Source organism: Microseira sp. BLCC-F43 (assembly GCF_041929235.1).
Taxonomy (GTDB): domain Bacteria; phylum Cyanobacteriota; class Cyanobacteriia; order Cyanobacteriales; family Aerosakkonemataceae; genus Microseira.
Genome location: NZ_JBHFNP010000002.1, coordinates 108,678 through 132,090 on the forward strand (window position 1 = coordinate 108,678; position 23,413 = coordinate 132,090).

Below are 23,413 nucleotides of genomic sequence, written 5' to 3' on the forward strand. Positions count from 1 at the left end.
CAAGCCCTAAAGTCAAAGTGTAGAGACAGTTAAGTGACTCGCTTTCCGCAATTGGCTGACTAGGTGCTGCGTCCCACAGGTAGGTGAAATTATGAAAGCTACATATACAAATTTTTCCCTAGAGTCCGCTTATAACAATATCAACGAACCAGCGATCGCCACCGCATTCGATGTAGATGTTCTCGCCCATCTCCTCGCCAAAGAACTACAAACAGAAATTGGGTTGGATTCTTCTACTATTGAAGCGGTTGCTACTCGCATTGCTAAGGAAGTAGATCGCATTTGCGCTGCTAGTCCCCGCATCCAAAAATCTGGCTGTATCGGTTCTTGGCAACTTGGTTTGGCGCGGCACCGCATTTCCAAGTGTCTCAAGTACTATCACCTCGGTGCGAAACAGGCGCGCATCGAACTGCACAGCACGCTGGGTGCGATGGTTTATCGCTATATGACACCGATGCGATCCCCCTCTAGCTTCCAAGGTCGCTATCACATGCTAGAAGACTTCCTGCAAAACTTCTACATCGAGTCCCTCTCGGCTTTCCGCCGCGAAAATCAAACCGCTGCCAACTACACTCCTCGCACCCAACTCCAAATTGCCGAGTACTTGACTTTTACCGAACAATATGCTCGTCGTCGGATCGGACTTTGCAGCGGTGGTTCGCAGCAGCTAATTGTGTTGAGGGCGCAAGGGTTTGCCCGCCGCCAGCCTGCGGAAACGACGATGGATATGGAACTGGCTGCCGAATCTCCCAAAAGCGACGAAGCGCAAGCGCATGGGAACTCATCGGCGATGCAGCAAGTACGAGCTTCGATGGTATCCGAGGCAGTCGATCCAACCGAGTCGGTGTTGCGCGATCGTGTGATTGAAGCCTTAATCAAATACCTGGCAGATCAAAAACAGTCTGATTGCGTAGATTATTTGATTTTAAAGTTGCAAGACCTGTCTGCGAAAGAGATTGACGAAATTCTAGGCTTAAAACCCCGTCAGCGCGACTACCTACAACAGCGGTTCAAGTACCATGTAGAAAAATTCGCCCGCCAGCAAGAGTGGCAATTGGTACATCAGTGGTTGGGTGCCGATCTGGATGAAAAGCTGGGGATGAATGAAAAACAGTGGGAAAGCTTTTGGCAACAACTCGAACCGCCCCTGCGGCAACTGTTGCAGCTAAAACGCGAGTCAGAAACCGATCGCGCGATCGCATCCCTACTCAAATGGACGCCCAAACAGGTGCAAAAGCGCTGGTCGCAATTATTAGACAAAGCTTGGCAAGTCCGTAACAGCAGCAGTACTGCGGGTCAAACAATATGAAACCTCACAGGATACGGGTAATGGGTAATGGGATTTATCCCATTACCCATTACCACTTATGACTCAGATTGAAATTAGGTATAAATACGTTTGTGCTTATAGTATTTAATTTTGCTAACTTAGTCTTAACACTTATACACAGTTAGTTCTAGTCAGCCCATCGTCAAGGGCGCATAACTTGTCGTGGCAGTCTTTGCCACACTGACACCTTGCTGCGGTTGGGTTGGACTATAGTAGACAATCCCAGCAAAATTCTATGGCGGTTATGGCAGTTAATCTTCAACCCTTAGAGTCAACCCAAGCAGCAGCACGAGATGTATCGGCACTCAAACAGGTGTTCGAGACAATCGATCCAGAAAGCTGTCCGCGTTCGTATAATTTTCACATGCACACGATCGCCTCGGATGGTAAGCTGAGACCCCAGGAGTTGATCGAGCAAGCAGTAGCCAACGGTTTGCAAGGGCTTGCCATTACCGATCACCACAGCGTAAACGGCTATCTGCAAGCGAGTTGCTGGCTACAAGAGTGGAAACAATGGTATCAAGATCGCTGCCAATACCCAATTCCCCACCTGTGGACGGGGGTAGAAATTAACGCCGATTTGTTGAATACAGATGTCCACATTCTCGGTTATGCCTTCGATCCAAAACACCCATCGCTACAACCTTATTTGCAAGGTTCGGGTGCTAAGGGCGATGCAGCAAAGGCAGATAACGTGATTGGGGCTATCCAAGCTGCGGGCGGTTTGGCGGTACTGGCGCACCCGGCACGATATCGGCGATCGCCTGAAGACCTAATCCACGAAGCTGCCAGACTCGGCATCGACGGAGTTGAAACTTACTACGCCTACGATAATCCTAACCCCTGGCGTCCCAGTCCCAAGCAAACCCAACTGATGCAGAAATTAAGTGCATTTTATGGATTGCTTAGCACCTGCGGTACGGATACTCACGGTCGCAGTTTGTTGACGCGCCTCTAATAGGACTTACGCAAGGGCATTCCTAGAAACCCGGTTTCTGGCTGGGATCTTTGCTTGCCAAACCGACGATTTTTTAGAGAAACCCGGTTTCTTTGCGTCATGTCCTTAGGTATCGGTAGTGTATGGATGGGTAATTGCTAATTGCTAGCCATTGCTCACAATTCAATAGCCTCCACAGCAGCCATTAGCGATTAGCTATTAGCAGTTACACAACCGTTGCTATTGGACATGATATAAGTCCTGTCTAAGAAACTGCGAGTCAAACCTCACCCCCATCCCCTCTCCTGCAAGAAGAGGGGTGTTTTTTTTGACTCGCAGATTGGCATATTAGATTTTTACGCATCCGATCTTGTTCGGTTATGTCCTTCCACCAAAGAAATTTTAATTTTGTTTTGCATTAGAACGCCACTCGGTAAAGCGCAGCCAAGTGGCTAGTGCAGCGACTGCAACAATGGAAGCACAGCTAAAGGTGAAGAATGTTTCTATCGGTGACATAAGACTACCCAAATTGTTTTGATCTCTCTGTTGGAATCTATTACCTTTTTATCAGCCTTGCCATGGGTGAGTTATTTCGTTGCACTCGATCTATCTTAATTAAATTTATTAAGGTTGTACTCAAGGCTGGAAACCCCAAGCAGATAGATGTTGCAAAAATCTTTGGGGTAGGGGTGCGAGTATTTTTAGGTTGGGGTACTGGGATTTATGGGGGTGGGGTACTGGGATTTTTATACTCACTACTCAATTCCAGGCAGCAGCCCGGTCACGATTTTATACTACATTGTAATATAAAATTTACAACTGGCGATCGCACGGCGGGAGAAAACGAGCAATGTCAGAGCCTCCTAATCAACCTAAAAACACCGATGCTGTACTGGGCAAAACTGCTCCACCTCCGTTAAGCGGTGCGGTTTTGGGAGGAATAGCAGGAGTTAAACACAGGCTAAAAAGTCAAGTAGCAGAGCATCGAATTGCGGCGCTAAGCGAGGCAATAAAATATGGAGATGCAGGCTTAGAATTGATAATTCAGGCGCTAGATGATGAACCAGAGCAAGTGCGGTTGTTTGCTTGCTTAGGCTTTGCTACCAAGTCAGAATTAGTCGCCCTACTTGAGAAAGGTGTTGTTAGTTGGAATAAGTGGCGATCGCATACTGTACTCTGGGAATACGTCGAGGTAGATTTTAGTGGAATTAACCTCAGAGGGAAGAACCTGAGAAAAATTAATTTCAGACAGTGTAACCTCAGCGGTGCAGATTTGAGAGGCGCAGATCTAAGAGAAGCTAAACTCTACAAAACCAACCTCAGCGGCGCAAATCTTAGCGGCGCAAACTTGAGCGGTGCTAACCTCAACGGCGCTATTTTAAAAGGAGCTATCCTCAAAGGAGTCAAACTAAATCGGGCAAATCTCAGCCGAACGGATTTGAGGGAATTTAACTTTTGTGGTGCTAAGCTGCTAAAAGTTAATTTCACCAAAGCAAATCTGATCGGGATGAATTTATGCAAAGCTAATTTAAGCCAGTCTAAGTTTATTAAAGCGAACCTGGTAAACGCCCAATTTGTTGAAGCTGACGTTAGTAGGGTAAATTTTAGAGGCGCGTATTTGTTGGGCGCTAACCTGAGTGAGCTTAACCTCAGTAGAATTAACTTTTTTGGATCGTATCTTGAAGGTGCTAACCTTAATCGAGTTAACCTCAGCGGTGCTAACCTTAGTCAAGCTACTCTGAAAAACCCTAACCTCGACTGGGCTAATTTCCACCAGGCTAATATCCAAGGCTCTGATTTCTGGAAGGTTAAAATGCAACGAGTAATTCTGCCCAATGGCAAAAGATATTCTTCAGGTCAAAGCTCTTCTTCAGTGGGTTGGTTGACATAAATACATCGCGGGTAAGCCAAATTTATGATGAACCAGCAGCAACGTTGTATTGTCTGTAAAACTAATGTTTCCTCTCAACATTCTTTTTATTCACGACTCTGTGTAAATTGTGGAGATGTTAATTACAATAAACCCAATCAAACCGCCGATTTACAAGGTTTATTTGCTTTGGTTACTCGAGCTAGAGTTAATATCGGTTATGCAGTGGTTTTGAAATTACTCCGAGCGGGTGCAAGTGTTATTGCTACGACGCGCTTTCCTCACGATGCTGCTTTTAGATATGCGAAAGAATCGGATTTTTATGATTGGAAGCATCGCTTGCATATTTACGGTTTAGATTTGCGGCATCTTGTCAGCGTTGAGCAATTTACCCAACATTTGATTAATTTCTATCCTCCTTGGGATATTATTATTAACAATGCCGCGCAAACGATTCGCCGTCCGGCTGCGTTTTATCGCCATTTGATTGAAGGTAAATCTTTAGGTTTGTCACAGTTGCCGGAAGAAATACAGCCTTTGGTTGTTCGATATCACAATCTATTTTTAGGTAGTTTTTATGACAAAAACTATCTTAAAACATCGGGTGATGAAGCGAATGCGATTGTAATTTCTCGGTTGAATGAGGGGGAGCCCCACTCTTCCCTCCTCCCCCCAGACGAGCAAGATGACGAGGCTTTTTTCCCGTTAGGAATGTACGCAGAAGATGGGCAACAGTTAGATTTGCGCCCGTTTAATAGTTGGCTGATGAAAGACGATCAAGTGAGCATTCTGGAATTATTGGAAGTGCATGTGATAAATGCTATTTCTCCTTTCATCATCAATAGCAGATTAAAAAAGCTGATGGCGAAATTTACAGAAAATAGCAAATATATCGTGAATGTTTCCTCGATGGAAGGAAGATTTAACGGTATTGACAAACCTGAGCGACATCCTCACACTAATATGGCAAAAGCATCGCTGCACATGATGACTCGCACTTGTGCCAAAGAATATGCCAAGTATCGCATTTTTATGAATTGTGTTGACCCTGGCTGGATTAGCTTTCAACATCCTTATCCCATTGTCAAATCAATGCAAGCACGAGGAGAACGACCGCCTTTTGATGTCATTGATGCTGCTTCCCGCATTTGCGACCCCATATTTGTAGGATTAAATGAAGGACGCAATTTGTTTAACAAGTTCTTCAAAGATTATGCTGAAACAGAATGGTAGGGGGAATTGTAGATTTGAGATTTGAGATTGCAGATTTAAGAAAAGTAAAAATCAATCTAAAATCTACAATCTACAATCTAAAATATTAAATGGCAGTGTAGCTTAATGGAAAAGCGTATTGCGGCTTCCATCGCGATTATTATGACGGTTTGATTCCGTCCACTGCCAAGGGCGACGTAGTTCAAAGGTGAGAATGCCTTGGAGTAGACCAGGAGATGCAGGTGCAAGTCCCGTCGTCGCTTTTTTCTGTAGTACAATAGTAATACTAGGCAGTGTAGCTTAATCATGGTAAAGCGATCGCGATGACAACGCGAAATAGATGACGGTTTGATTCCGTCCACTGCCAAGGGCGACGTAGTTTAAAGGTGAGAATGCCTTGGAGTAGACCAGGAGATGCGGGTGCAAGTCCTGTCGTCGCTATTTCCGGCAGTACAATACTGACACAGGGCAGACCTTCGTTTGTGTAGCGGCTGCCATTTTTGCTGCCGCTACACAAACGAAGCCAACAAGGGGCTTTCCTTCACTCGAAAAGCAATCGGCTGTATTATTTCCCTTTCTCTCCCAGGGAAGGGGTAAGGGGGTTAGGTTTTGTGCAAACTAAAAGCACAGGACTTACGCACGATGAAGGCAGAAACCGGGTTTCGACCCATTTTTCAGAGAAACCGGGTTTCTTTGGGTAAGTCTTGAGCAGTTATCCCAAACCCAAATTATGATCCAAGCAGCTACCAGGCAAGAAAATTACATCTATACCAATGGCATCAAATTGCATTACGTAACCGAGGGAGAAGGGCCGTTAATGCTGATGTTGCATGGTTTTCCGGAATTTTGGTATTCTTGGCGGCATTTAATCCCGGAGTTTGCTCAAGATTATAAGGTCGTCGCCCTCGATTTGCGCGGTTATAACGATAGCGATAAACCAGCGGCAAAATCGGCGTATGTGATGGATGAGTTTATCAAAGATATTGAGGGTGTGATTAAAGGATTGGGATACTCTAGTTGCGTGTTAGTGGGACATGATTGGGGGGGTGCGATCGCATGGTGTTTCGCCTACGCCCATCCCGAAATGGTAGAACGCTTAATCGTGCTGAATATCCCCCACCCGGCTAAGTTTGCTGCTGGGTTAACTACGCCCCAACAGTTGCTTCGCAGTTCGTACATATTCTTCTTTCAACTGCCTTTTATACCCGAATGGCAAATACAGTTGAACGATTACGCGGCAATTGAAACTGCTTTCAAAGGTATGGCTGTTGACAAAAACGCTTTCACCGAAGCTGATATTAACGCCTACAAAGATGCGGCGGCAAAACGCGGGGCAATGACTGCAATGTTGAACTATTACCGCAATGTTTTTCAGCATGGACTCTTAAATCGCTCTTGGGGCGTTCTCGACGTTCCTACTTTGATGATTTGGGGGGAAAAAGATATGGCATTGGGTAAGGAACTCACTTACGGGACAGAAAATTTTGTGCAGGATTTCCAAATTAAATATATTCCTAATTGCAGTCACTGGGTGCAGCAGGAACAGCCGCAAGTGGTCATTCAGTATATGCGGGAATGGCTAATTCAACAGTTGACAGTTGACAGTTGACAGTTGACAGTTGACAGTTGACAGTTGAAAGGTAATATCATGTCCGGTCGATTACCCATAATCGGCTGCCGGGACACGGCATGATTAACGTTATATGTTTGTCCGAAACATCTCTTTAGCCTTAGTCCCTACGCAACGATGGGGTGAGGTTTTTTTATTATGGGAAATTCAACGGATATCCTATAAAATCTATCAAATCATATTATGTTTGCTTGTATGGGCATCGCGCGCGGGGCGGGTTTATCGACACAATTCGCTTGGTATCAAATGTGTCTCGTAAAACCCGCCCCTACAATGCCATTAACCGTACAATTCCGATGGAACCTAACACAATATAACTGTCCACTGTCCACTGTCCACTGTCCACTGCTTACAGTCCATTGCCAATTAAAATAAATGCTGACCAGTAGTAGGGATGAGTAAATTGCGACCGATTGCCTTGCAGTAAACTGAGTTGTGCTTGTCGCAATGCTGCGGTTTTTGTTATATTCCCATTCGCTAAATTGCTGGATAAATTTTGCATTAGCAGACTGGTACTTGCATCGCTTACTTGCCATAGAGATGCCATTACTGCTTTCGCTCCCCGATTGATAAAATAATAGCTAATGCCTGCTATTTCTAAACCATCGGCGTCGGGGCCTCCTAGTGCTGTTTCGCAAGCGGATAAGACGACTAAATGAATGTCGCTTAAATCTTGCAATGTTTCAATTTGGGGAATGGTTAGCTTTTCACCCGTGCCTAATAAAAGAAACGAATCTTCTGGGCGTCCTCGGACGAAATCTCCGTGGGTGGCGATGTGTAATATCTTTTTTCCTAATAAGTTATCGCGCAATGTGGGAAAGTCAAAGGCATTGTTGAGGAACTCTGTACCGGGATATATTCCTTTGGTATCGCCCGGTTGTTTTCGGACGATCGCATCTAATTCTGCTGGTACGTTGGGGAGGGAATTAAAGCCAGCAACGGCATTGGATAATCCTAATGCTAGAACGCGGGTGTTTTGCGTGCCGGGGGGGAGGCGATCGCGCAAATCTGTCAGGTCGGCTGATAGGACTGTGGAAACGCTATAATTTTCAATCAAATATCGTTCGCCATCGAACAAAGCGCCCATCGGTATGTAGCGCGTTACTCGGTCTAATGAAAAGACTAAGTTTTGAACTTTATTCGCTTTTAATTCGGATTCGAGGGGTTTAATTAGCCAGTCGTAAAGTTTTTTCCCGGCTGCCTCTACTTCGTCAATTCCTGAATTAGCATCTTGCACGACTTGGCGAAATTCTAAGACTGCTTCCCCTAGTTGACGCCGAGTGACTGGAACTTCGACGCTTTTGATTATGCCTCCTTGCGATGCCCACAGCAACCAGATTTTGTCATCCAGGACAAAGGGATAAATTAGTACCGTACCGGGTTGAGATTCGACTATTTCTTTGGCTTTGCGACCGGCAAGGGTTTCGGGATTGAGGAAAGCGCGGTCTTGGGCTAGGCGATCGCTTATCGGCTTTTTCAATGCCTGCACGGTCTGATTATACTGCTGGGTCACTGCTTGTAGCTGTTCGTTGAGTTGGCTTAATTGGCTGCACCGGGTTTGCTTGCACTCATCTACCTGCCGTCTAAATGCTATCAAGCTGCCATAGGTTTTAATAATCTGTTCTTCGGTGGGATTTAAGGCAATGCCGGAAGTTTGACCCCCCGCCCTGGCATTGCGGGTGTAGTCGCGTAATTCTTGGATTTTTAGGAGTTCTAAGACTTGTTGGGCTTCTAAAATTCGCCCTTGGGCTATTAATAAATCGGCTAAAGCGCGATAAGTATCTGCAACGGTTTTTGTATAGGATTCCTGTTGTTCCCGTGGTAGGACTCGTAAATCTTGCCGAATTGTTTCTCTCACATTGACCGATTGCTTGTAGAAAACGATCGCTAATTCTGGCTGGTTCTGTTTGGCTAGTAAGAAACCCATGTTGTTGAGGGTCGTGCCTTCCCCCGCCTTGTCGCCTGCTTCTCTGCGAATCGCTAAAGCTTGCTGGTAGAATTCCAACGCTTTGGGATACTGGCTTAGATTGTCGTAAACTGACCCAATATTGTTGAGAGTCTTCCCTTCCCCCGCTTTGTCGCCTGCTTCTCTGCGAATCGCTAAAGCTTGCTGGTAGAATTCCAACGCTTTGGGATACTGGCTTAGATAGTAGTAAACTGCCCCAATGTTGTTGAGTGCAATGGCAGTGAGAGTCTTGTCACCAATTTCGCGGGCTATTACCAGCGCTTGTTGAAATGTTTGGAGGGCTTCTCTAAACTGACTTTGGCGAAACTGCTGTTGACCTTGTTGTAAAAGCCGAGTTGTCTCTGCTTTTCGGTCTTGTAAGGATGAAGCTGGGGATGACTGACCGTTCTGTGCTTGTGCGAGAGCGTTTTTTATTCCCAAGTTGTTCGTTGTGGGTTGTACCGGACAAATCAAGGAAAACAGCAGGGTTGCAGTCACAATGCTGAGGTGGTAAATGCCACGATGCATCGGGCGAGTCCTCCAATAACGGGTTAGCAGATACCTGGTTCAAATATATATATCTCTGGGCGCGCAGAAGGTATGCAATAACCGGGCGTACTGGGTAGGAATCAAGCTGTGTTGAGGTTATGGTAATACGGCGAGTGTTTTGGGAATGCGATCGCCCACAACAGGTTTACCATTTACACAAGATTGCAACTGAGTGACGTACAGCCAAGAGGCTTCGTTTGTGTAGCGGCACCCGTAAGGGTGCCGCTACACAAACGAAGGTGTACCATTAACGGCTGCAATCCGCTGTAATATTTACACAAGCCGGGACACGGCACGATTAACGTTATCCGTTTGTCCGAAGCATCTCTTTAGCCTTAGTCCCTACGCAACGACGGCAAATCAAGACAATCATCATCAGCCGGGACACGGCACGATTAACGTTATCCGTTTGTCCGAAACATCTCTTTAGCCTTAGTCCCTACGCAACGACGGCAAATCAAGACAATCATCATCAGCCGGGACACGGCACGATTAACGTTATCCGTTTGTCCGAAGCATCTCTTTAGCCTTAGTCCCTACGCAACGACGGCGTTCAACCCAACAAAGCTGGCGTTGAGATGCTACCGTGCGATCGCCTCCCCAGGCAGTTATCATTTATTTGAGTCTAATATTTACACAAATCGGGACAAAATATTTATGTTCGATCGCATTACTTTCGATCGGGAAATCATGGGAGGACGCGCCTGCATTCGAGGAATGCGAATTACTGTTTCTCTCGTACTGAGTTTGGTCGCCAACGGGATGAGTGTTGAGGAAATTTTGCAGGAGTATCCAGATTTAGAAGCAGAAGACATCCGCCAATCGCTCTTGTATGCAGCGTTTCTAGCCAGTGAAGAAATCCGTCCTTTCACTGGGAGTGCAGCATGAAGTTTCTGGCTGATATGGGTGTTTCTATGACTGTTATACAAACTCTCCGCCAGAATGGATATGATGCAGTTCACCTGCGCGAACAAGGTTTACAACGTCTCCCCGATGCTGAAATTGTTCTCAAAGCAAGACTTGAGGAACGTATCGTTTTAACCTTTGATTTGGACTTTGGAGATTTATTAGCTGCTAGTGCTGATATTGTGCCAAGCGTTATAATTTTTCGATTGCAGAATACAACGCCGTCTTTTGTAGCGTCGAGGCTGCTTGAGGTTTTATCAGAATGCAGTCAAGATTTGACAACAGGCGCAATTTTAACCGTTCAGGATAATCGTTACCGATTGCGCCGACTTCCCATTTAATCTGTTGAGAATCGATCGATCGCTCCCTTGTAGTACAAAGTATAGTTGTTTTGCGCGATCGCAATTCTCCCATCATTCCCCGACTTTCACGCACCAAGTATTTTGTCTCGTTAGCGAGTCTCCCAGACTCATCGGCGAGTCTTTTTGCGTTGTTGGCGAGTCTCCCAGACTCATCGGCGAGTCTTTTTGCGTTGTTAGCGAGTCTCCCAGACTCATCGGCGAGTGTTTTGACCTCGTGGGCGAGTCTCCCAGACTCGTCAATGAGTATTTTGATCTCGTGTGCGAGTCTCGCAAACTCATCGGCGAGTCTTTTGACCTCGTTAGCGAGTCTCGCAAACACATTGGCGAGTCTTTTTACCTCGTGGACGAGTCTTTTTACCAGAAAAAATGGGTTTAAAGCCCCCCCTTTAAGGGGGAAAGGAAAAATTAATTTCCCTGGTTCGCAATCCTATAAGCTTGAGGGAGAGGTAACTGTCAACTGTCAACTGTCAACTGTCAACTGTCAACTGTTGAACTAGTCGGCGAGTCTAATCACGACGAAGCAGACTGATTTTGCTCAATCGTTGCGGATAACTTGCACAAATTCGTTTACGGCATCGTACTGATCGAGATATCCCATGTATTTCACCAGTAAATCTAAATCTAAATCGGGGAAAAACTGGCTGTGGGAGACTTCTTCATATTCTCCCGACTCCTGCAAATGGAAAACTCGCAGTTGGTCGATTTTCCAAAACCAAACTTCTGGTACTTTTGTGGGTTCGTATAACTCTCGCCGGTCAATCGTGCCGCTGGTCACGATAATTTCAATTGCGATATCGGGAATTTCTTTATCGTTGCCAATACAGTAAGATTCATCGGGCGTACCATAAGCATACCCAAGTTCTTCTAAAGTAAAGCCGCCGCGCTTATAAAACCTGATGTTTTTTGAGCGCATGTAAGCTTCTAGCAGCAATCCAAGGGTGCTTTTGATATACTCGTGGGTCTTGCCGATTGGCGACATAATTTCCATTACTCCAGCTAAGTAGGAAAGTTTGATTTCCCGTTTATCTTCCAACTGTGATTCTATAACTTTAAACTGCTCCCAGTTGATGCCTCGCAGCGTGACTAATTTACATTCTAGTGGATCCTTAGCTGCGTTCTCTGGAGGTTCCATGGGATCTTTAGTTAATTTTGCCATGTTTTATCTATGTTAAATTTGCGGGGATTTTTGAGCATAAAAGTCTTGTTGTCTTTGATTAAGTCTCCCGTACAAATGATGGGACACCGCTCTTGATAAGCTTTGATTGCTATGATATAGTCTCGTTCTACCAGTTCGATGTCAATTTTCCGCAGCCGATCGACTACCACGCCAAGCAGTGTAATTTCTCCGCGTTTGTCAGGATTAGGAGTTTTAATTTGCATCACAACTCCCTGAACGGTAATATTGGGAGCCTTGGTAATTAGTTCGCTAATAATGTCTATTTGAGATCGGTTTTCTGCTTTTTATAAGAGATTCAATAATTCGGATATTCGCCAAGGATAATCGTCAAATTCCATGTCTAAAGGAACTTGTATTTTTAATCTATCTTCTGCGAATGTGTCTCTTTTCCAAATAGAAACTTTATCGGTAATGCGGTTTTTCATTTCCCATCCAGTTGCCTGTAGGTATGCCTCTACAGCGTCAGGTTGCAGATGCTTCAGCACCTTTACATCGGAAACGTTAGCTTTCATAATATCCCTCCTGTTTCAAGGCGCTGCATTAGGGTTTTTAGGGCATCGATTTAACATAAAATAATTCATCGGGTATGGTTTCCTACAATCAGATTTTTCGGAGAGATTCTAATCATTGGCTTTTTTCCAAAAATCTGCCGATCGCATCTCTTTTCCCTTCAATAAATTCTTGCCCAATTCTCGCTAATCTATAGATATTTTCCTGACTGGCGTCGTCGATGCGATCGCGCACAATTTCTGGTTGCAGGCGCAGGTAAGGCGGACTCCCTCTCCCCTCTAGTTCTGGTGGATTCATAACTTGGGTGGTTATATAGTCGTTCACGTTAGCAGAGGCGTCTAATAAGACTCTAATTAAACGTCCTTCCCATATCCATTGAAACACACCCCAGCCACTCGCCCTCGCCCATTTTGTTTGTTCTTGAGGTTTTAGCTTTGGCATTCCCGTTCCAATAGAAAGAACGCTGATATCTTTGATAAAATGTCCTAAATAAAGCGCTTCTGCCACCGCACATGCCGTAGGATTATTTGCTGCAATTCCCCCATCAATAACAACGTAGGTTTTTGACCCTTTTTCTAATTCAACAGTTAGTTTGTGCGCTGGAAAAAAAGTCGGGGCTGAAGCCGAACAAACGCAGGCTTCCCATACAGGAATGTTCGCCCAAGAGTCGAATTTTCTCCAGCTTTTGAACGCGATGAATTGGCGTTCAATTGTATCGTAAGCTGTAATTAAAAGTCGGGGCGATTTATCAATTTCCGATAGTTTTGTCTCACCAAACTCCTCTTGGAGAACTGCAATCAACCCTCGATCTGAAAATTTCGGGGCTGAAACTCCATATTGCATTATCACTTTCAGTCGTTCTAATGAAAAAATGCTGGTATAGGGGAAGATTCTTTTGCCTTTATTTCTGTAGAGTTGAAGAATATTTTCGCTGTTTAATCCTTTGGCGATCGCGGCGGCTAAAATAGACCCGGTGGAAGTTCCGGCAATTAAGTCGAAGTATTGATTTAAAGGAGAATCGACCATTTTTTCTACTTCCGACAAAATCGCTGCCGAAATTACGCCCCGAATACCGCCGCCGTCTAAACTCAAAATCCGAAAAGGCATTGTTTATCTCTTCCCTTACGATTACGGCTGTTTGATTCTGGTGATCTCCACGGCGATTTTACCGCTAAAGTCGGGGATGGGGGGTGCGAGTTTACTGACTTTAACTTTAACTTGCTCGACTCGCTGAAGTTCCAGCAAGCTGGTAGCGATCGTTTCTGCCAATTTTTCTACTAAAGCATATTTAGTCACCTGCACCAATTGTTGCACGGTAGCGATCGCATTGCGATAATCCAAAGTATGTTCTAGGGCGTCGGTTTTTCCCGCCTCGGACAAATCTAGCCATAAAGTCACATCGACTTCAAACCACTGTCCGAGGATTTGCTCTTCTGGTAAAAAACCCGTGTAGCCGTAGCAGCGAATGTTCGACAGGTAAATACAATCCATAGTTGGTAATTGGTAATTGGTAATTGGTAATTGGTCATTGGTAATGGGTAATTGGTAATTGGTAATTGGTGATTGGGAGGGGCTATTCAAATATTTAATTTTGACCTACTCTATAACAGCGATGGCGAATAGCCGTTACAAGTCATTAGTCACAGTCAGACAAACTTTAATTAACTAAAAATTATTACCCATTACCAATTACCAATTACCCATTACCAATTACCCAAATCTTTGTGCGTAAAAGGTTTGGCGTTGGTGCCGGTGTAAGTGGCGACGATATGACCGTTACCAATTACCTGATATTTGTAGGTTACCAGTCCTTCGAGACCAACGGGACCGCGTGGGGGCATTTTTTGGGTGCTAATTCCGACTTCGGCGCCAAAACCGTAGCGGAAACCATCGGCAAAACGGGTGGAACAGTTATGATAAACTCCGGCAGAATCGACATTGGCAAAAAAGCTAGCCGCAGCATCCGCATCTTCGGTGATAATGGCATCAGTGTGACGCGAACCGTAGGTGTTGATGTGAGCGATTGCTTCTGCTGTGGAATCGACTATTTTAATCGCTAACACCAAATCGCAATATTCGGTTGTCCAGTCTGTTTCCGTCGCGGGTTGAATCTGATGTAAAATTTCCCTACTGCGGTCATCTCCCCGCAATTCTACGTGACGATTTTCTAATGCAGCGGCAACCAAAGGCAAGAAATCTGGCGCAATAGCGCGATGGACTAATAAAGTTTCAATTGCATTGCAAGCGGCAGGGTATTGGGTTTTAGAATCAACTGCAATATCGACTGCTTTGGGAATATCTGCTGCTGCATCTATATATAAATGACAAATCCCATCCGCATGTCCTAAAACCGGAATGCGGGTATTTTCTTGTACGTAGCGGACGAAGGAATTGGAACCTCTGGGAATAATCAAATCCACATAGCGATCCAGTTTTAACAGTTCGAGAGTTTCTTCTCTAGTCGTTAACAATTGCACCGCAGCGCTTGGTACTTCTGTTGATGCCAATCCTTGATGAATTGCCTTTACTAAAGCAACGCAAGTTTGTACTGCTTCTTGTCCGCATTTGAGAATAACGCCGTTGCCCGATTTTATTGCCAAACTGGTTATTTGCATCACCGCATCGGGACGTGCTTCAAAAATCACGCCCAAAACCCCCAAGGGACAGGTGATGCGCTTCAATTTAAGTCCTTCATCGAGTTCGCGGTGAATTTCCACTTCACCTACCGGATCGCTTAAGCGTCCCACATCGCGCACACCCGCGATCCCAGCTGCTAGTTTATTCTCGTCTAATTTCAGCCGCGCGATTAGGGGTTTGGGGATGTTATTAGCGATCGCCGCCTCGCAGTCTGCCGCGTTCGCTGCCAGTATATCAGCTGCGGCGGATTCTAGGGAGAGAGCGATCGCCACAAGAGCAGCATTTTTCGACTCAGTTGACAAAATTGCCAAACGCTGTGCTGAAGCGCGAGTTTCTTGCGCGATCGAAGTTAAAGAACGGGAAGCTATCTGCGAAGCGGTCATGGCTTAAGGTTTGGCAGATTGTACTACTTTCCAGCTTATCCTTAATTGTCCTACTCCTGTTCAATCGGTCGCGTCTAACTCGTTGAGTCAAGCACGTGGGATTGTTAGTATCCTCCGTAACTTTACTTATTCTTTGGCGCCACTTAAATTATTAATCGTGCAATAAACCGCTTTAAAGCTTTCAATACAAGGGATTTTTCACATGCTGTTCCGTTTGCTAAAATAGCCCAGAATCACCCTTGCTTTACTCGCGGCAGCCGTAGTATGCTTTACCCCACTGCCAGGTAGGGATAACACCGACGCCCCCGCCTTTCTCTCACCAAAGGTAGATGACAATTTCGCTAATCTTCCGCAGCATGAGAAGCAAACACCAGCCATCCTGCGTACTGTAGCCTCGAGAGGCAGCGGTCGCATAGGACTACCGAAAGCAGAAACCCGGTTTCCCATGAGTTATATCATGTCCTTAGGTATCGGTAGTGTATGGATGGCTAATGGCTAATAGCTAATTGCTAGCTTGTCAATTGCCTCCAAAACAACCATTAGCAATTAGCTATTAGCAGTTACACAACCGTTGCTACTGGACATGATATTACCGGGTTGATCAATCGACGAATATTCGCTTGGCAAACAAAAGCCGCCAGCCAAGGGAAAGATTGTTAAATTGCTTAAAGCAAATAAAAAAAAAATCTAAAGACCCTCGCGATTAACTGTCTGTAGGCGTCAAGCTAATGATCGGTTTAAAAAAAAGTTAATTTAGTGGACGGAGTAAAGTTATGGTCACTGCCACCAGACCAGACCAAAAGGTTAAGATCGGCCCGACTCAGCTATTAATTAATAACGAATGGGTAAACAGCGTCTCTGGGAAGAGATTTCCGACGCTCAACCCCGCGACGGGGGAAGTCATTTGCGAAGTTGCAGAAGCGGATGCTGCGGATGTGGATAAAGCTGTTAAAGCCGCAAGGGCAGCATTTACCAGCGGAGAATGGTCTAAAATGTCGGCAACGCAGCGGGGCGAATTACTTTATAAACTCGCTGACTTAATCGAACAGAATATCGAAGAATTAGCGAGTTTGGAAACCCTAGATAACGGCAAACCGTTAAACGATTCCCTGAATGCAGATTTAGCATTAGTTATCGCTTGTTACCGCTATTATGCCGGTTGGGCAGATAAAATCCAAGGCAAAACAATTCCGATTAATGGACCTTACTTCTGCTACACGCGACACGAACCTGTAGGCGTTGTCGGGCAAATTATTCCTTGGAATTTCCCGTTATTAATGCAAGCGTGGAAATTAGCCCCCGCGTTAGCAACGGGAAACACCGTAGTGTTAAAAACTGCCGAACAAACACCGCTGTCGGCGTTGCGAATTGGGGAATTAATTATCGAAGCGGGGTTCCCTCCCGGTGTCGTTAATATTTTATCCGGTTACGGCCCGACGGCAGGGGCGGCGATTTCCCACCACATGGATATCGATAAGGTAGCATTTACCGGATCGACAGAAGTGGGACATTTAATTATGGAAGCTGCGGCAAAAAGTAACCTAAAACGGGTGACTTTGGAATTAGGCGGGAAGAGTCCAAATATTGTATTTGCCGATGCGGATATGAACGCGGCGATCGCAGGCGCGCACAATGGGTTATTCTTCAACCAAGGCCAGTGCTGCTGCGCCGGATCCCGCTTATTTGTGGAAGAATCTTGCTACGATGAATTTGTCGAAAGAAGCGTCCAACGTGCCAAAGATCGAATTGTCGGAGATCCCTTTGAGGATAAAACAGAACAAGGGCCGCAAGTAGACCAAGAACAATTTAATAAAGTCATGAGTTATATCGAGTCCGGAATGCGAGAAGGCGCGCAAATGTTGTGCGGTGGTTCTCAAATTGGCAATCGAGGATACTTTATCCAACCGACAGTTTTCGCCGATGTTCGGGATGATATGAAGATAGCCCAAGAAGAAATATTTGGCCCGGTGATGAGCATTATCAAGTTTAAAGATATCAACGAAGTCATCGAACGAGCCAATAAAACCATGTACGGACTCGCCGCCGCAGTCTGGACGAAAGATATTAGCAAAGCACACACGATCGCCAACAGCGTCCGCGCTGGTACAGTCTGGGTAAACTGCTACGATGTCTTCGATGCAGCCGCACCCTTCGGCGGTTTCAAACAATCTGGAATCGGTCGCGAATTAGGCGAATATGGATTGCAACAATACACCGAAGTTAAGACCGTAACCATCAAATTGTAGTTAATGGCTAATTGCTAATGGCTAATGGCTAATGGCTAATTGTCAATCTTTTGGGGCGGGTTTTACCAACCATTGTGTGGAACCACGAGATATGCAAGTTAAACCCACCCCTACAACCAATAAATCCAATTACCAATTACCAATTAGCAATTAGCAATTACCAATTAGCAATTAGCAATTAGCCATTACCGCTCAATCTTGACCGAAAGAATCTTATCACCTTGGCGGATAGCGTTGACTACATCCATATCCTCAGTTTTGCCAAAAGTGGTATGCTGTCCATCTAAATGGGGTTGGGGAGAGTGACAAATAAAGAATTGACTCCCACCTGTATCCCGACCAGCATGTGCCATTGACAAAGTTCCCGCTAGATGTTTGTTGGGGTTAATTTCACATTTGATTTTGTAGCCAGGACCGCCCGTTCCAGTCCCCAAAGGACACCCACCTTGAATCATAAAGTTAGAGATGACCCGGTGAAAATTAAGTCCATCGTAAAAACCCTTTTCAGCCAGGTCTACAAAATTTTTCACAGTATTAGGAGCATCCTTATCGAACAATTCCAAGTGGATCGTGCCTTTTTCGGTTTCCATTATAGCGCGGGTCATGATTTCTCCTGTCCTTAATAAAAATTGAATGATTGACAGTTTTTGTGGCTGGTAATAGCCAAGATCCTAACTATAAACCATATTATGTCTCATGCATAGCGGCTAATGGCTAATGGCTAATGGCTGAATCGGGAAAAATGTTATATGACGAGCAGAACGCAATTAGCAATTAGCCATTAGCAATTAGCAATTAGCATTTTACCATTATTATCAATGCTTAAGGGAGTATTGGGAAAATTGCTATGGGTTAGCTGACGGAGCAGGAAATCTAAAATTTTCCTAAAATTTACATGCCGGAAAATTTAATCTTAAATTAACCCAATTTTAAACAAATTAACGCTACAGTTTTTTACTTGTATAAATCTCTTCTTTAAACCTCGGCTATTGGGGCAGGCACGGGGACACTGCCCATACAGATTTGCGGTTCATTAATTAGCAAAAATTAAAAAGGATTGCTATAGTATCCAAGGAAACGTGCGAAGCCTCAAAACCATCAGATTGAAAAGTAAAAATTGTTTTGATAGTTACAAAAACAAAATCTAACCGATGGTAGAGGTTAAATGTGTCAAATTCGCACAACGATTAAGCAACCCTATAAACGGAGATGACAAAAAATGGTAGCAACGCCACCAAAACCAACTTTTGACATCAGTGCATTCGGAAAGGCCAAAGCCACCGTTGACGGGTCGCCCCTGAGTCCTGAAGAACTCCGCAAAATTGATGCCTACTGGCGTGCGTGTAATTACTTAGCCGTCGGCATGATTTATCTGCGGGGAAATCCCCTATTAAAAGAACCCCTCAAACCCGAACATGTGAAAAATCGGCTTTTGGGACACTGGGGTTCCGATCCCGGCATGAGTTTAGCCTACATCCACCTCAACCGGCTGATCAAAAAATATGACCTGAACATGATATTTGTTACAGGTCCCGGTCACGGCGCCCCGGCGATACTAGCACCTGCTTACCTAGAAGGAACCTATTCGGAAATCTATCCCGACAAGAGCGAAGATGAGGAAGGGCTGCAAAAGTTCTTCTTGCAATTCTCCTACCCTGGGGGGATTGGTAGCCATTGCACCCCCGAAACCCCCGGTTCGATCCACGAAGGCGGCGAGTTGGGTTATAGCCTCTCCCACGCCTATGGGGCGGCATTTGACAACCCAGATTTGATTGTGACAGCGATCGTGGGAGATGGGGAAGCCGAAACCGGACCTTTGGCGACTGCTTGGCACTCGAACAAGTTCATCAACCCGATACGGGATGGTGCGGTGTTGCCGATTTTACACCTCAACGGTTATAAAATCGCCAATCCTACCATCCTCGCCCGAGTGAGCCACGAGGAGTTGCAAAAACTGTTTGAGGGTTATGGTTACACGCCCTACTTTGTCGCCGGGGATGACCCGGAAACGATGCACCAGGCAATGGCTGCAACTCTGGAACATTGTATAAAAGAGATCCGCGAGATTCAACAAGAAGCCCGCGCTAGTGGGGTGGCGACTCGTCCGCGTTGGCCTATGATTGTTTTGCGATCGCCCAAAGGTTGGACAGGACCAAAAGAAGTAGACGGACACAAAACCGAGGGATTTTGGCGTAGTCACCAAGTGCCAATGTCAGATGTGCATAAAAATCCCGGTCACTTGAAGATACTAGAAGACTGGCTAAAAAGTTACAAACCAGAAGAACTCTTTGATGACCAAGGTAGACTGATTCCCGAATTAAAAGAATTAGCCCCAACCGGACATCGCCGCATGAGTGCCAACCCAATTACCAACGGCGGACAAGTGCGGAAACAATTGCGGATGCCCGACTTCAAAAAATACGCCGTTGATGTGCCCAAACCCGCCTCAACTGAAACCGAAACTACCAAGCATTTGGGCTTTCTGTTGCGCGACGTGATGCGGCAAAACATGACCACTTTCCGCGTATTTGGCCCCGATGAAACCGCGTCCAATCGCCTCACCGCGATCTACGAAGTCAGCAAAAAAATGTGGCTGGCGGAATACCTGCCCGAAGACTTAGACGGTAGCGAACTATCGCCAGAAGGTCGGGTGATGGAAATGTTGAGCGAACATACTTTAGAAGGTTGGTTAGAAGGATATTTACTAACCGGACGCCACGGCTTTTTCCACACCTACGAAGCCTTTTCCCACGTGATCGACTCGATGTTCAACCAACACGCCAAATGGTTGCACATCAGCAAGCGGCACGTACCCTGGCGATCGCCGATTTCCTCGTTGAATATCCTGCTGTCTTCCACAGTTTGGCGTCAAGACCATAACGGATTTTCGCACCAAGACCCCGGTTTCCTCGATTTGGTGACGAATAAGAGTCCCCTCGTCACGCGGATGTATCTACCTCCAGATGCTAATTGCTTACTTGCGATCGCAGATCGATGCTTGCGGAGTACAGACTGCGTCAATGTCATCGTTGCTGACAAGCAAAAGCACCTCCAATACCTCAACATGAACGAAGCGATTAAACATTGCGCCAAAGGTATTGGAATTTGGGAATGGGCGAGTAACGACGACTGCGGCAAAGAACCCGATGTCCCCGATGCGGTAATCGCTTGCTGTGGCGACGTTCCTACTAAAGAAGCCCTAGCTGCAACTGCTATTTTGCGCGAAGAATTCCCCGACCTCAAGATCCGGTTTATTAACGTGGTTGACTTGTTCAAACTAATGCCAGATACCGAACACCCCCACGGCTTATCAGATACGGATTTTGATACATTATTCACCCCCGATAAGCCGATTATCTTTAACTTCCACGGCTATCCCTGGTTAATTCACAAACTCACCTATCGTCGCACGAACCAGCATCGCATCCACGTGCGAGGGTATAAAGAAAGGGGAAATATCAACACTCCTTTAGAGTTAGCGATCGACAATCAAATCGATCGGTTTAATCTGGTAATTGATGTCATCGATCGCGTTCCTAAATTGCGTTCCGCTGCTGCTTACGTCAAAGAACGGATGAAGAACGAAATTTTGGATAATCTCAATTACGCTTACGAACACGGCATCGATAAGGAAGAAATGCGCGACTGGAAGTGGCCTTATTGACGATCCCCCCCAACCCCCCTTGCCAAGGGGGGCGAACAGAGGTAGTCCTACGCTTGCCAAGGGGGGCGAACAGAGGTAGTCCTACGCTTGCTTGCCAAGGGGGGCGAACAGAGGTAGTCCTACGCTTGCTTGCCAAGGGGGGCGAACAGAGGTAGTCCTACGCTTGCCAAGGGGGGCGAACAGAGGTAGTCCTACGCTTGCCAAGGGGGGCGAACAGAGGTAGTCCTACGCTTGCCAAGGGGGCGAACAGAGGTAGTCCTACGCTTGCCAAGGGGGACTTTCATATCATGTCCGTTGAATTGCCCATAATAAAAAAACATCACTCTGTTGTTGCGTAGGGACTAAGGCTAAAGAGATATCTCCGACAAACAGATAACGTTAATAATGCCGTGTCCCGGCTTCCGATTATGGGTAATCGACAGGACATCATATCAGAGGTAGTCCTACCCTTGCCAAGGTAGAGGTAGGTTGGGTTGAACGCGAGTGTTACCCAACCATTCCTACCCCTAAAAAGTTCCTAGCAGTGGTAATACTTTTTTCTTGAGTAACTCAACCAGAGATGGCTCCATATATTCAAACTCATCGGGAATATCTAGGCAGATTACTCGTTTATTTTTGAGCCAAGGCTGAAACTTTTTTGATAGTTTGCTGCGATGGGTTTTCTCCATCACAAAAATAATATCAGCCCACTGAATGGCCTCAGTAGATAAAGGTATTTCTGCTTCTCGATCCAATCCGGCTGAGTCAACCTCTAATCCCTCGTACTCGGAAAATACTGCTTCGGCTGTAGGACTGCGGAGTCGATTCTGGCTGCAAACAAATAATAATTTCATAAACAACAGTTTAGCAAAGTAGAGAACCATTAGATGTTGATGCGATCGCACATCGTCATGCAGCGTCACCCAGGAGTATAGATCCCCCCAACCCCCCTTGCCAAGGGGGACGAAGAGAGGTAGGTTGGATTGAATGCGAGCCTTAACCAACAAGTTCTACGCAATTAGCAATTACCAATTACCAATTACCAATTACCATAATGAAAGTTGCAGTTTTTAGTACCAAATCCTACGATCGCCAGTTTCTAGAACCAGCAAATGCCAACTTTGGTCACGAGTTGGTGTTTTTTGAACCGCAATTAAATCGGGATACGGCGATTCTCGCTGCTGGATTTCCAGCAATTTGCGCGTTTATCAACGACCAACTCGATGCGCCTACTTTAGAAATTCTCGCCGCACATGGCACTCGCTTGTTAGCCTTGCGATCTGCGGGTTTTAATCATGTAGATTTATCTGTCGCCGCCGATTTGGGTTTTACCGTGGTGCGGGTTCCTGCTTATTCGCCTTATGCGGTGGCGGAACATACGGTAGGATTAATGCTAACTCTCAATCGCAAGTTTCATCGCGCTTACTATCGAGTGCGGGAAGGGGATTTTTCCATCAATGGATTGATGGGTTTCGATCTGCACGATCGCACGGTTGGAATTGTCGGTACGGGAAAAATTGGTCAAGTGGTGGGGCAGATTTTGAAGGGATTCGGCTGTCATATACTTGGCTATGATGTCTATCCCAACGAGGAGTTTAAGGCGTTGGGAGGGAAGTACGTGGAATTGGCACAATTGTTTGCCGAATCTGATATTATTACCTTGCATTGTCCGCTGACGCACGAAACGCACCATTTGATCGATGAGAGTGCGATCGCGCAAATGAAACCCGGTGTGATGCTAATTAATACCAGTCGCGGTGCGCTAGTTGATACGAATGCGGCGATCGAAGGTCTAAAATCTCGTAAAATCGGTTATTTGGGTTTGGATGTATACGAAAGAGAATCGGATCTGTTTTTTGAAGATATGTCCGATGAAATTATCCAAGACGACGAATTCGAGCGTTTGCTGACCTTTCCCAACGTGATTGTTACCGCGCATCAAGCATTTTTTACCTCAAACGCCTTGCAGAACATCGCCGAAACGACTTTATCAAATATTAGCGATTTCGAGCAAGGTCGTCATTGTCCGAATGAGATTAGCGCCAAACAGAAAACGAAAACACCTGCTTAAGGAAT

General features: G+C 45.7%; 20 protein-coding genes and 4 tRNA genes. 15 read left to right on the forward strand and 9 right to left on the reverse strand.

Features of this window, described 5'->3' with window-relative positions:
- Positions 1 to 91: 91 nt before the first annotated feature.
- The 9 genes from ACE1CM_RS00575 (at position 92) to ACE1CM_RS00615 (ending at position 6,958) form a co-directional block, all read left to right on the forward strand.
- Positions 92 to 1,309, forward strand: coding sequence for a hypothetical protein (locus ACE1CM_RS00575; RefSeq protein WP_374875461.1), 1,218 nt, complete (start codon positions 92 to 94; stop codon positions 1,307 to 1,309).
- Between the two features lie 265 nt (positions 1,310 to 1,574).
- Positions 1,575 to 2,288 (forward strand): PHP domain-containing protein, encoded by a 714-nt coding sequence (locus ACE1CM_RS00580; protein WP_374875462.1) that lies wholly within the window; start codon positions 1,575 to 1,577, stop codon positions 2,286 to 2,288.
- Positions 2,289 to 3,117: 829 nt separating this feature from the next.
- Positions 3,118 to 4,158 carry a pentapeptide repeat-containing protein gene (locus tag ACE1CM_RS00585; protein WP_374875463.1) on the forward strand — a complete coding sequence of 347 codons (1,041 nt, stop codon included), beginning with the start codon at positions 3,118 to 3,120 and terminating at the stop codon, positions 4,156 to 4,158.
- Positions 4,159 to 4,182: 24 nt separating this feature from the next.
- Entirely contained in the window at positions 4,183 to 5,370 is a 1,188-nt protein-coding gene (locus tag ACE1CM_RS00590; protein WP_374875464.1) for an SDR family NAD(P)-dependent oxidoreductase, read from the forward strand.
- 91 nt (positions 5,371 to 5,461) lie between these two features.
- A tRNA-Trp gene (locus ACE1CM_RS00595) sits at positions 5,462 to 5,538 on the forward strand.
- Positions 5,539 to 5,540: 2 nt separating this feature from the next.
- A tRNA-Tyr gene (locus ACE1CM_RS00600) sits at positions 5,541 to 5,612 on the forward strand.
- A gap of 26 nt (positions 5,613 to 5,638) precedes the next feature.
- Positions 5,639 to 5,716: transfer RNA gene (locus ACE1CM_RS00605), tRNA-Val, on the forward strand.
- 2 nt (positions 5,717 to 5,718) lie between these two features.
- Positions 5,719 to 5,790 (forward strand) — tRNA-Tyr (locus ACE1CM_RS00610).
- 289 nt (positions 5,791 to 6,079) lie between these two features.
- Positions 6,080 to 6,958, forward strand: a complete 879-nt coding sequence (locus ACE1CM_RS00615; protein WP_374875465.1) for an alpha/beta fold hydrolase — start codon at positions 6,080 to 6,082, stop codon at positions 6,956 to 6,958.
- 370 nt (positions 6,959 to 7,328) lie between these two features.
- On the opposite strand, the gene ACE1CM_RS00620 is transcribed toward ACE1CM_RS00615, so the two are convergent.
- Positions 7,329 to 9,452 carry a CHAT domain-containing protein gene (locus ACE1CM_RS00620; RefSeq protein ID WP_374875466.1) on the reverse strand — a complete coding sequence of 708 codons (2,124 nt, stop codon included), beginning with the start codon at positions 9,450 to 9,452 and terminating at the stop codon, positions 7,329 to 7,331.
- 594 nt (positions 9,453 to 10,046) lie between these two features.
- On the opposite strand from ACE1CM_RS00620, the gene ACE1CM_RS00625 reads away from it, so the two are divergent.
- Genes ACE1CM_RS00625 through ACE1CM_RS00635 form a run of 3 tightly spaced genes read left to right on the forward strand, consistent with a single transcriptional unit; the run spans position 10,047 to position 11,117 of the window.
- Positions 10,047 to 10,361, forward strand: a complete 315-nt coding sequence (locus tag ACE1CM_RS00625; protein ID WP_374875467.1) for a DUF433 domain-containing protein — start codon at positions 10,047 to 10,049, stop codon at positions 10,359 to 10,361.
- A 26-nt stretch (positions 10,362 to 10,387) separates the two neighbouring features.
- A complete protein-coding gene (locus ACE1CM_RS00630) occupies positions 10,388 to 10,720 on the forward strand; it encodes a DUF5615 family PIN-like protein (protein WP_374875513.1) in 333 nt (110 codons plus the stop codon).
- 4 nt (positions 10,721 to 10,724) lie between these two features.
- Positions 10,725 to 11,117: a hypothetical protein gene (locus ACE1CM_RS00635; protein WP_374875468.1), complete on the forward strand. Its 393-nt coding sequence runs from the start codon at positions 10,725 to 10,727 to the stop codon at positions 11,115 to 11,117.
- 159 nt (positions 11,118 to 11,276) lie between these two features.
- Here ACE1CM_RS00635 and ACE1CM_RS00640 read toward each other — a convergent pair whose 3' ends face one another.
- The 6 genes from ACE1CM_RS00640 to ACE1CM_RS00665 all read right to left on the reverse strand — a co-directional run bounded on the left by ACE1CM_RS00640 (position 11,277) and on the right by ACE1CM_RS00665 (position 15,448).
- Positions 11,277 to 11,873: a Uma2 family endonuclease gene (locus ACE1CM_RS00640; protein WP_374875469.1), complete on the reverse strand. Its 597-nt coding sequence runs from the start codon at positions 11,871 to 11,873 to the stop codon at positions 11,277 to 11,279.
- Positions 11,874 to 11,884: 11 nt separating this feature from the next.
- Positions 11,885 to 12,121 carry a hypothetical protein gene (locus ACE1CM_RS00645; RefSeq protein ID WP_374875470.1) on the reverse strand — a complete coding sequence of 79 codons (237 nt, stop codon included), beginning with the start codon at positions 12,119 to 12,121 and terminating at the stop codon, positions 11,885 to 11,887.
- Positions 12,122 to 12,202: 81 nt separating this feature from the next.
- Positions 12,203 to 12,430, reverse strand: a complete 228-nt coding sequence (locus tag ACE1CM_RS00650) for a hypothetical protein (RefSeq protein ID WP_374875471.1) — start codon at positions 12,428 to 12,430, stop codon at positions 12,203 to 12,205.
- Positions 12,431 to 12,542: 112 nt separating this feature from the next.
- A complete protein-coding gene (locus ACE1CM_RS00655; RefSeq protein WP_374875472.1) occupies positions 12,543 to 13,535 on the reverse strand; it encodes a patatin-like phospholipase family protein in 993 nt (330 codons plus the stop codon).
- Positions 13,536 to 13,556: 21 nt separating this feature from the next.
- On the reverse strand, positions 13,557 to 13,919 hold the full coding sequence (gene folB / locus ACE1CM_RS00660; protein WP_374875514.1) for a dihydroneopterin aldolase: 363 nt from the start codon (positions 13,917 to 13,919) through the stop codon (positions 13,557 to 13,559).
- Between the two features lie 212 nt (positions 13,920 to 14,131).
- Positions 14,132 to 15,448: a glutamate-5-semialdehyde dehydrogenase gene (locus tag ACE1CM_RS00665; protein WP_374875473.1), complete on the reverse strand. Its 1,317-nt coding sequence runs from the start codon at positions 15,446 to 15,448 to the stop codon at positions 14,132 to 14,134.
- Between the two features lie 773 nt (positions 15,449 to 16,221).
- Here ACE1CM_RS00665 and ACE1CM_RS00670 point away from each other — a divergent pair.
- Complete coding sequence (locus tag ACE1CM_RS00670) at positions 16,222 to 17,694, forward strand: aldehyde dehydrogenase family protein (protein WP_374875474.1); 1,473 nt, start codon at positions 16,222 to 16,224, stop codon at positions 17,692 to 17,694.
- A gap of 185 nt (positions 17,695 to 17,879) precedes the next feature.
- Here ACE1CM_RS00670 and ACE1CM_RS00675 read toward each other — a convergent pair whose 3' ends face one another.
- Positions 17,880 to 18,299 (reverse strand): peptidylprolyl isomerase, encoded by a 420-nt coding sequence (locus tag ACE1CM_RS00675; RefSeq protein WP_374875475.1) that lies wholly within the window; start codon positions 18,297 to 18,299, stop codon positions 17,880 to 17,882.
- 614 nt (positions 18,300 to 18,913) lie between these two features.
- Here ACE1CM_RS00675 and ACE1CM_RS00680 point away from each other — a divergent pair.
- On the forward strand, positions 18,914 to 21,358 hold the full coding sequence (locus ACE1CM_RS00680) for a phosphoketolase (RefSeq protein WP_374875476.1): 2,445 nt from the start codon (positions 18,914 to 18,916) through the stop codon (positions 21,356 to 21,358).
- A gap of 506 nt (positions 21,359 to 21,864) precedes the next feature.
- Here the strand turns inward: ACE1CM_RS00680 and ACE1CM_RS00685 are convergent.
- The gene (locus tag ACE1CM_RS00685; RefSeq protein ID WP_374875477.1) at positions 21,865 to 22,260 is read right to left on the reverse strand and encodes a low molecular weight protein tyrosine phosphatase family protein; all 396 of its coding nucleotides are present in this window, start codon (positions 22,258 to 22,260) and stop codon (positions 21,865 to 21,867) included.
- Between the two features lie 131 nt (positions 22,261 to 22,391).
- Between ACE1CM_RS00685 and ACE1CM_RS00690 the strand changes: the two genes are divergently transcribed.
- Positions 22,392 to 23,408, forward strand: a complete 1,017-nt coding sequence (locus tag ACE1CM_RS00690) for a 2-hydroxyacid dehydrogenase (RefSeq protein WP_374875478.1) — start codon at positions 22,392 to 22,394, stop codon at positions 23,406 to 23,408.
- The last annotated feature ends 5 nt before the right edge of the window (positions 23,409 to 23,413 follow it).